Genomic DNA, 8706 nt, shown 5'->3' with positions numbered 1-8706 from the left:
TGAGGGCGGCGGGCTGATCATGCGGGTCGTCCTGCCCCGGTAGGCGCGGGGCCCGTTCCGCACGGGCGCGCACCGCCGCCCCGACCGGCCCGACCGGCCCGGACGGCAGGCCCGGCTGGCCGGCCCGGTACCGCATCCGTGGTACGGGACGGCGCACCCTACTCCCCAGGGAGGCCGCCGGGTTCCGCCCGGGGTACCGGCCGCCCGCGCCGGGCCCTCCCTAGGATTCACGGTATGGATCTCCGAGGTATCCGACCGCGCGGCCGGCGCTGGTACGCCGCCGCGGGCGCGCTGGCCGTCCTCATAGGAGGCGGCACCTGGGCGGCCGCCTCCTCGGACGCCGCGCCCGCCGTGCACCGTACGGACCGGCTGATGACGCTGCCGGACAAGCCCGGCAGCGCGAAGAAGGTGCGGATCGACACCTCCTTCTTCACCGCGGGGGGCGACTCCGGGCGGCGGCCCGCGGTGCTGCTCGCCCACGGCTTCGGCGCCAGCAAGGCCAACCTCCGCCCCCAGGCCGAGCAGCTGGCCCGGGACGGCTACGCCGTCCTGACCTGGTCGGCGCGCGGCTTCGGGAAGTCCACCGGCAAGATCGGGCTGAACGCCGCGGACGGTGAGGTCGCCGACGTCCGCCGGCTGATCGACTGGCTGGCCGGGCGCCCCGAGGTGCGGCTCGACAAGGACGGCGATCCCCGGGTGGGGGTGGCCGGCGGCTCCTACGGCGGGGCGATCTCGCTGCTGGCGGCCGGCCACGACCGGCGGGTCGACGCCATCGCCCCGCAGATCACCTACTGGAACCTCGCCGACGCCCTCTTCCCCAACGGGGTGTTCAAGAAGCTGTGGGCCGGGATCTTCTTCACCACCGGTTCGGCCGGCGCCGCCACCGGTCCGGCGGGGGCCGCGCCCACCACGTCCGGGGGCTGCGGGCGATTCGAGCCCGCGCTGTGCCGGATGTACCAGCGGGTCGCCGTCCACGGCCGGCCGGACGACGCCGCCCGGGACCTCCTGGCGGGCCGCAGCCCGTCCGCCGTCGGCGACCGCATCAAGGTGCCGACCCTGATCATGCAGGGCCAGACCGACTCGCTGTTCCCGCTCGACCAGTCCGACGCCCTCTACCGGCAGCTCCGCAAGAACGGGGCGCCGGTCGGCGTCGACTGGATCTCCGGCGGCCACGACGGCGGGGACCGGGAGGCCGCCCGCCTGGAGGGGCGGACGAAGGCGTGGTTCGACCGCTACCTCAAGGGCGACAAACACGCCGATACCGGGCCCGCGTTCCGCGTCAGCCGCAGCGGGGGAGTGGACTCCACCAACGGCGCGGTGCGGCTGCGCGGCGCGCACGCGGACCGCTACGCCGGACTGGACCACGACCCCCGGCGAATCCGGCTGGCCGGCCGCACCCAGACCTTCAGCAACCCGCCTGGCGCCGGACCGCCGGCGATCTCCGCGGTGCCCGGCGTCGGCGCGCTCGGCAACCTCTCCTCGCTCGGCGCCGGCGGCCTGTCGCTGGACTTCGCCGGCCAGTACGCCCGCTTCGACTCGGCGCCGCTGCGCACCCCCGTCCATCTCACCGGCAGCCCCACCGCCACCGTCCACATCCGCTCCGACTCCCCGGACGCGGTGTTCTTCGCCAAGGTCTACGACGTCGGCCCGGACGGCCGCCGCCAGGTGCTGCCGTCCCAGCTCGTCACGCCGTACCGGATCAAGGACGCCCACGAGGGCCGGACCGTGCGGCTGCGGATGCCCGCCGTCGACCATGACTTCGCGGCCGGCCACCGGCTGCGGCTGGTGCTCTCCGCCACCGACCTCGGCTACGCCTCCCCGGCCGAACCGGCCGCCTACACCGTCTCCCTGACGGACGGCGCCCTCGACGTGCCCACCGCGCCCGAGGTGCGCAGCGCCGCCGCCCCGCTGCCCGCCTGGACCTGGGCGCTGCCGGCCGCGGCCGCGGTGGTGGCCGCGCTGCTGCTGCTCACCGCCCGCCGCCGGACCACGGCGCCCGCGCCCGACCCGGCGCTCGCCGGGGTCCCGCTGGAGATCGGCCAGCTGAGCAAGCGGTACGCCGGGTCCGCCGACCGGTATGCCGTACGGGAGGTGTCCTTCCGCGTCGAGAAGGGGCAGGTGCTGGGGCTGCTCGGGCCCAATGGCGCGGGCAAGACCACCACCCTGCGGATGCTGATGGGGCTGATCACGCCCGACGAGGGCGAGATCAGGATCTTCGGGCACGCCGTCCGGCCGGGCGCCCCGGTGCTGTCGCGGGTCGGCGCGTTCGTGGAGGGCCCTGGTTTCCTGCCGCATCTGTCCGGCCGCGCCAACCTCGACCTGTACTGGCAGGCCACCGGCCGGCCGGCCGCCGACGCCCACTTCGACGAGGCGCTGGAGATCGCCGGTCTCGGCGATGCCCTCCAGCGTGCCGTGCGCACCTACTCCCAGGGCATGCGGCAGCGGCTCGCCCTGGCCCAGGCCATGCTCGGCCTGCCGGATCTGCTGATCCTGGACGAGCCGACGAACGGGCTGGACCCGCCGCAGATCCGGGAGATGCGGGACGTGATGATCCGCTACGCCGCCGCCGGACGCACCGTCATCGTCTCCAGCCATCTGCTGTCCGAGGTCGAGCAGAGCTGTACCCATCTGGTCGTCATGGACCGCGGCCGGCTGGTGCAGGCCGGTCCGGTCGCCGAGATCGTCGGCTCCGGCGACACCCTGCTGGTCGGGGTCGCGGGAGACCTCGACGACGCCGTGGTGGAGAAGGTGGCCGCGATGCCGGGCGTCGCCTCCGCCGTACGCGCCGAGGGCGGCCTGCTGGTACGGCTGGACGGCGCGGACACGCCCCAACTGCTCGCCGGACTCCTGCGGCTGGAGGTGCCGGTGGACCGTGTCGGCCCGCACCGTCGCCTGGAGGACGCCTTCCTCACCCTGATCGGAGGGGACCGATGACCGCGACCCCCAGGGCGCGGGCGGCGGGCTACCGTCCGCGCCGCACCCTCCCGCTGCGCGTCGAGGCCCGCCGCCAGCTGCGCCGCCGCCGCACGCTGGTGATCGCCGCGATCCTGGCGGCGCTGCCGTTCGTGCTGGTGGCGGCGTTCGCGATCGGCGGCGACCCGGCCGGCCGCGGCAACGGCCGGATCACCCTGATGGATACCGCCACCGCGTCCGGCGGCAACTTCGCCGCCACCGCGCTGTTCGTCTCCGCGGGCTTTCTGCTGGTGGTGCCGGTGGCCCTGTTCTGCGGTGACACGGTCGCGTCGGAGGCGAGCTGGGCCTCGCTGCGCTATCTGCTCGCCGCGCCGGTCCCCCGGGCCCGGCTGCTGCTGAGCAAGCTCACCGTGGGCCTGCTGTTCAGCGCCGCTGCGATGCTGCTGCTGCCGCTGGTGGCGCTGGGTGTGGGCAGCGCCGCGTACGGCTGGGGCCCGCTGCAACTGCCCACCGGCGGCGCGCTGTCCGCGGGCGAGGCGGTGCCGCGGCTGGCCGTCGTGGTCGGCTATATCTTCGTCAGCCAGCTGGTCACCGCGGCGCTGGCGTTCTGGCTGTCGACGGTGACCGACGCGCCGCTGGGCGCGGTCGGCGGCGCCGTCGGGCTGACCATCGTCGGCAATGTCCTCGACCAGGTCACCGCCCTGGGCAGCTGGCGCAATGTGCTGCCCGCGCACTGGCAGTACTCCTGGGCGGACGCCCTCCAGCCCCGGATGGAGTGGACCGGGATGATCCAGGGCTCGGCGGTCTCGGTGGCGTACGCCCTGGTGCTGTGCGCGCTGGCGTTCCGGGGGTTCGCGCGCAAGGACGTGGTGTCGTGACGCCCGGGACGGGGCGGGGTGAGGGCGGGGACCTGACGGTGTGAGGGCGGGGAGCTGACGGTGTGACAGCGGGCCGCGCACCGCGGCGCGCGGGCCCCGGGGCCGGCCCCGTCAGGCGGTCGGCCCCTGCATGTGCGCGCTGACCCAGCGCATCGTGCCCTCGCCCAGGCCCCGCACATAGGTCGCCGCGCTGTGCGTGCCGCCCGGCACTATCTGGAGTCGGGTGTGCACCGGGCCGTGCCCGTACCGGGTAAGGAACTTCCGCACCTTCGGCAGCACCGTGTGCTCCCGGGAGCCGTCCTGGAAGGCGAGGTAGACGTCCGGTCCGCCGCGCGCCATCAGCCGGCGGGCCAGCACCTCCGGGTTGTTCTCCCGCTCCTGTCGGCCGTGGCCCTTCCACAGCGGTGAGTCGGGCACGATGTCCGGCCCGTTGGGTATCGCCACCTTGAACGTGTCCGGGTGCTGGAGCACGTTCTTGAGCGCCGCGAAGCCGCCCGACGAGGAGCCCATGATCGCCCAGGCGTCGCGGGTCCTGAGGGTGCGGAAGTTCTGCCGTACGAGGTCGGGCACGTCCTGGCTGAGCCAGGTGCCGATCTTCGGCCGGCCCGGTATGTCACTGCCGTCGTAGTAGTGCGTGGCATCGGGGTTGAGCACCGGCATGACGACGATGAACGGCAGGCTGCTGCCGTTCTTCGACCAGCGGGCGAGGTTCTCCTGAAGCTTGAGGTCGGCGCCTTTCCAGTAGTTGGCGGGGTAGCCGTAGGAGCCGGGCAGCGCCTCCATCACCGGGAAGCCCTTGTGCGCGTTCCGCTTCTCGTAGTACTCCGGCGGGGCCCAGACCCAGACCTTCCCGGTGAAGCCCGACTTCGGGCCGTGCAGGGTGGTCACACCGATCGGGGTGTTCCCGCCCGCCCCGCCGACCCGGCTCTCCTCCTCGAAGCTGATCGGCCGCGTGGGCCACTGCACCAGCGACGGCTTCCCGGGGTGGCCGGCCTGGAGCGCGGCGTCGGCCTGGGTCCCGCCGAACCGGACGGGGGAGGTGCGGGAGGCGCGGGTGCCGCAGCCGGCCGTGGTGGCGAGGACGGTCAGGGTGATCAGCGCGATCACCGGACGGAACAGGGCTCTGTGCACGGGTCTTTCTCCTTGCCGGACACCCGGGACTTGTCCCGGCTGCGGAACAAGAGGGCGGCGGCCCGGCCCCCGGTTTCCCCGCCGGGGTGTCGGCTTCCTCGCACCGCCCGTCCGGAATGCCGGCATCCCCTTGGTGACCTGCACTGTTGTCCACGGGGCGGGCAGGTGGTTTTACCGGGATTTTCCCGGTGTACGGGCGGCACGCGGGGGCGCGGAGCCCGCCCGGGACATTCCGGAACCTCCGCTTCCGGGCCCGTATCCTCCTGCTATGACCTGGTCGCGTGCGCTCAAGGAAGCCGCCCGCTCGGGGCTGACCATCGAGCGGACCAAGCTCACCCCACTGATCGCCATCCGCGGCTCGGCCGGCGTCGCCATCGTCATCGGGCTGTGCCTGTGGCTCGGTGACCCGGCACTGGCGGTCTCCTCCGCCTTCGGCGCGTTCTCCTCCGGCATCGTCACCTTCCAGCGCAGCATGCGGCCGCGCCCGGTGCTCGCGCTCGCGGTGGCCGGCGCGCTGGCGGTCTCCACCTTCCTCGGCTATCTGGCCGCCGCCCATGTCGTCGCGTTCGTCCTGCTGCTGGCCGGCTGGACCTTCCTGGCGGGCATGGCCTGGGCGATCGGCCCGGTCTCCGGGCTGGCCGGAACCCAGACCGTGGCGATCATGCTGGTCACCGTGACCCTGCCGGCCTCCGTCCCCGGCGCGGCCGAACACGCCGCGCTGATCTTCTTCGGCGGCCTCGTCCAGGCAAGTCTCATCGTGGTCTTCCCGGTCCGCCCCTGGGGCGTCCAGCGCGATGCGCTCGCCGACGCGCTGGCCGCCGAGGCCGACTACGCCCGGCGGCTGCGGCACGACCCGGTCGCCCCGTTCGACCCGGCGCCCCTGATGGACGCCCGGCTCGCCTCCGCCGTGACCCCGCGTCAGGCCCGCCGCCGCCCCGTACAGCTGCACGGCCCCCGCGGCCTCGCCGAACGCGTCCGGCCGGTCCTCGCCGCCCTCGCCGACCCGGTCGTCGGCGCCCCGACACAAGGCCCCGAACGCGACCGGGTCCGCGATCTGCTGGGCGCCGCGGCCACCGTCCTGGATGCCGTCGCCCATGCCGTACGGCACGCGAAGCCGGTCCGGCTGCCGCCCGAGGCGATGGCCACCCTCGAAGTCCCCGCGACCGGCCCGATGCTCCACGGGGCCGCCCGCCGCTCCGCCTACCGCCTGATCTCCCTGCTCGCCGACGCCGTCGAACTCACCGATGAGCCGGTCGAGGCCACCCGCCCCACCACCGAGGCCGAACGCGGCCATCTGCTGCGCCCCAGCGTCCCCAGGCTGGTACCGGGCGCCCTGCGCGCCCTGCACCGCGAGGCCCGCTGGACCTCGCACATCTTCCGGCACGCCCTCCGGGTCGCCGCGGTCGCCGCGGCCGGCTATCTGCTGGGCACCGCGCTCCCGTTCGGCCACGGCTACTGGGCGCCGCTCGCCTCCGTCATGGTGATGCGCCCCGACTTCGCGCAGACATACTCCCGCGGCATCGCCCGCTTCATCGGCACCCTCGTCGGCGTCGGCATCGCGGGCGCCCTGATGGCCGTGGCACATCCGGGCATGTACGTCAGCGCCGCACTGGCCGTGGTCTGCGTCGCCCTGATGTATCTGCTGATGCGCACCGGCTTCTCGGTGACCTCGGCGTGTGTGGCCGCCTATGTCGTCTTCCTGCTCGGCATCGCCGGCGCCGGCTGGGAGCAGACCGTCCAGGAACGCGTCGTGCTCACCCTCCTCGGCGGGCTGCTCGCGATGCTGTCGTACGCGCTGTTCCCCGCCTGGGAGACACCCAGGCTCCGCGACGGCCTCGCCGACTGGCTGGCGGCCAACGGGGAGTACGCCCTGGCCGTGTACGACCTGTACGCCACACCCGCCGAACGCCGACCCCGGCAGGTCCGCGACGCCCTGCTGGACTCCCGGGCCGCCCGCGCCGCCTGGGAGGAGAGCGAGGCCCGCGCCGAGAAGGAACCCGTACGCCACCGCGGGCTGTCTCCCGCCTCGGCGAAGGCGGCCGGCACCGCGCTCGCCACCATGGGCCGGGTCACGATGATCCTGGAGGTCCACCTCCCCGAACGGGACGCCGCGTCCTCACCGGGTGCCACCGCGTTCGCCTTCGAGCTGCGCGCCTCCCTGGAGGAGGCCACATCGGCGGTCCGGGAACGGGGACAACTGAACTGGAGCGAGCTGCGGGCCGTATGGGAGAGATGGGACGCGGAGGACGAGAACCGTGGTGTCGCCCTGCGCGTCGCGGACCTGCTTCTCGACGCCCTCGACGACCTGGCCGAGGCGCTGTCCAGGGAGCCGGCCACCGACCGCGGACAGACCCGCGGCGCCGAGGAGAACAGCAGCCGGTGAGCGGAGAGGGGGCGGCAGGGCGGGGAACCAATCGGCGTCCCCGGTAGTCTTAACAGTTGCCCGCAATGAACGCTATTGGTAGCCCATGGGGTTGTCTGAAGCGCAATGCCCCGGGAACCCACCCCGTCGCGAGAGAGCACACGAACTCCCCATGGCCTCCAGCACTTCGTCCGGTACGTACGACATAGGCATCGACCTCGGCACCGCCAACACCCTGGTGTACGCCCGCGGCAAGGGCGTGGTGCTGAACGAGCCGTCCGTCGTCGCGGTCAACGCCGCCGGTGCGGTGATCGCCGTGGGCCTGGAGGCCAAGCGGACCATCGGCCGCACCCCGTCCGGCATCACCGCGATGCGCCCGCTGCGCGAAGGCGTCATTGCCGACTTCGACGCCGCCGAGCAGATGCTCCGCGCCCTGATGAAGAAGGCCCTGCCCAGCCGCCGCTTCTCCCGGCCACGGGTCGTCATCTGCGTGCCCTCCGGCATCACCGGCGTCGAACGGCGCGCGGTCGTCGACTCCGCCCGCGGCGCCGGCGCCCGCGAAGTGCACCTCATCGAGGAGCCGATGGCCGCCGCGATCGGCGCCGGCCTCCCGGTGGACGAGCCGGTCGGCTGCATGGTGGTCGACATCGGCGGCGGCACCACCGAGGTCGCCGTCGTCTCCATGGGCGGCCTGGTCACCGCCCAGTCCGTACGGGTCGCCGGGGACGCCCTGGACGCCGCCGTCAGCGCCTACATCAAGAAGAAGCACGCCCTGGACATCGGTGAGCGCACCGCCGAGGACATCAAGATCGCCATCGGCTCGGCGGTCTGGACCCCGGTCGACGTCGACGAGGACGGCGAACCGGACCGCCCGTCCTCCTACACGGTCCGCGGCCGCGACCACGTCAACGGCCTGCCCCGGGTCCAGGAGATCACCGAGGAGGAGATCCGCGAGGCACTGGCCGAGCCCGTCGACGCGATCGTCCGCGCCGTCCACCGCACCCTCGACGACTGCCCGCCCGAGCTCTCCGGCGACATCGTCGAGCACGGCATCGCCCTCACCGGCGGCGGCGCCCTGCTCCGCGGCCTGGACCGGCGGCTGCGCCAGGAGATGGGCGTCCCGGTCCGGGTCGCCGACGAGCCCCTGGACTGTGTGGTCAACGGCACCGCCAAGTGCGTCGACGAATTCGCCTCCCTGCACGGCCTGTTGACGGGCGCGAAGCAGCAGCCGAGGAAGACGGTGCGGTTGTAGGGAGCGCAACCCGGCGTCCGCGGCGGGTCTTTGCCGTTCCGGCAAGAACCCTCGCGCCCGCCGGGCCGGCCGCGCCATGATCGTGGCGGAGCGGGCCGGGCCACGGCGGGGCAGGACGACCCGCCGGCCCCGCGCCGGTCCACCGCCCACCGCCCTCATGAGCGCGGCCG

General features: G+C 74.0%; 5 protein-coding genes. 4 read left to right on the top strand and 1 reads right to left on the bottom strand.

The window, feature by feature from the left end; all coding sequences use genetic code 11:
- The first annotated feature begins 234 nt into the window (after positions 1-234).
- Positions 235-2934 carry an alpha/beta fold hydrolase gene (locus AC3EUV_RS31190; RefSeq protein ID WP_435604384.1) on the top strand — a complete coding sequence of 900 codons (2700 nt, stop codon included), beginning with the start codon at positions 235-237 and terminating at the stop codon, positions 2932-2934.
- Complete coding sequence (locus AC3EUV_RS31185; protein ID WP_432145273.1) at positions 2931-3791, top strand: ABC transporter permease; 861 nt, start codon at positions 2931-2933, stop codon at positions 3789-3791. Before AC3EUV_RS31190 ends, AC3EUV_RS31185 begins: the two co-directional genes overlap by 4 nt.
- Before the next feature lie 111 nt (positions 3792-3902).
- Here the strand turns inward: AC3EUV_RS31185 and AC3EUV_RS31180 are convergent, their stop codons facing one another.
- Positions 3903-4922: an alpha/beta hydrolase gene (locus AC3EUV_RS31180; protein WP_432145274.1), complete on the bottom strand. Its 1020-nt coding sequence runs from the start codon at positions 4920-4922 to the stop codon at positions 3903-3905.
- A gap of 268 nt (positions 4923-5190) precedes the next feature.
- Here AC3EUV_RS31180 and AC3EUV_RS31175 point away from each other — a divergent pair, with 268 nt between their 5' ends.
- Together AC3EUV_RS31175 and mreB are read left to right on the top strand one after the other, a co-directional pair.
- Positions 5191-7305 (top strand): FUSC family protein, encoded by a 2115-nt coding sequence (locus AC3EUV_RS31175; RefSeq protein ID WP_432145275.1) that lies wholly within the window; start codon positions 5191-5193, stop codon positions 7303-7305.
- Positions 7306-7456: 151 nt separating this feature from the next.
- On the top strand, positions 7457-8536 hold the full coding sequence (gene mreB / locus AC3EUV_RS31170) for a rod shape-determining protein (RefSeq protein ID WP_432145276.1): 1080 nt from the start codon (positions 7457-7459) through the stop codon (positions 8534-8536).
- The last annotated feature ends 170 nt before the right edge of the window (positions 8537-8706 follow it).

The sequence above is a fragment of the Streptomyces sp. bgisy130 genome (assembly GCF_057708345.1).
Note: the sequence above shows the minus strand (reverse complement) of the source record. Positions and strands in the feature narration are given on the sequence as shown.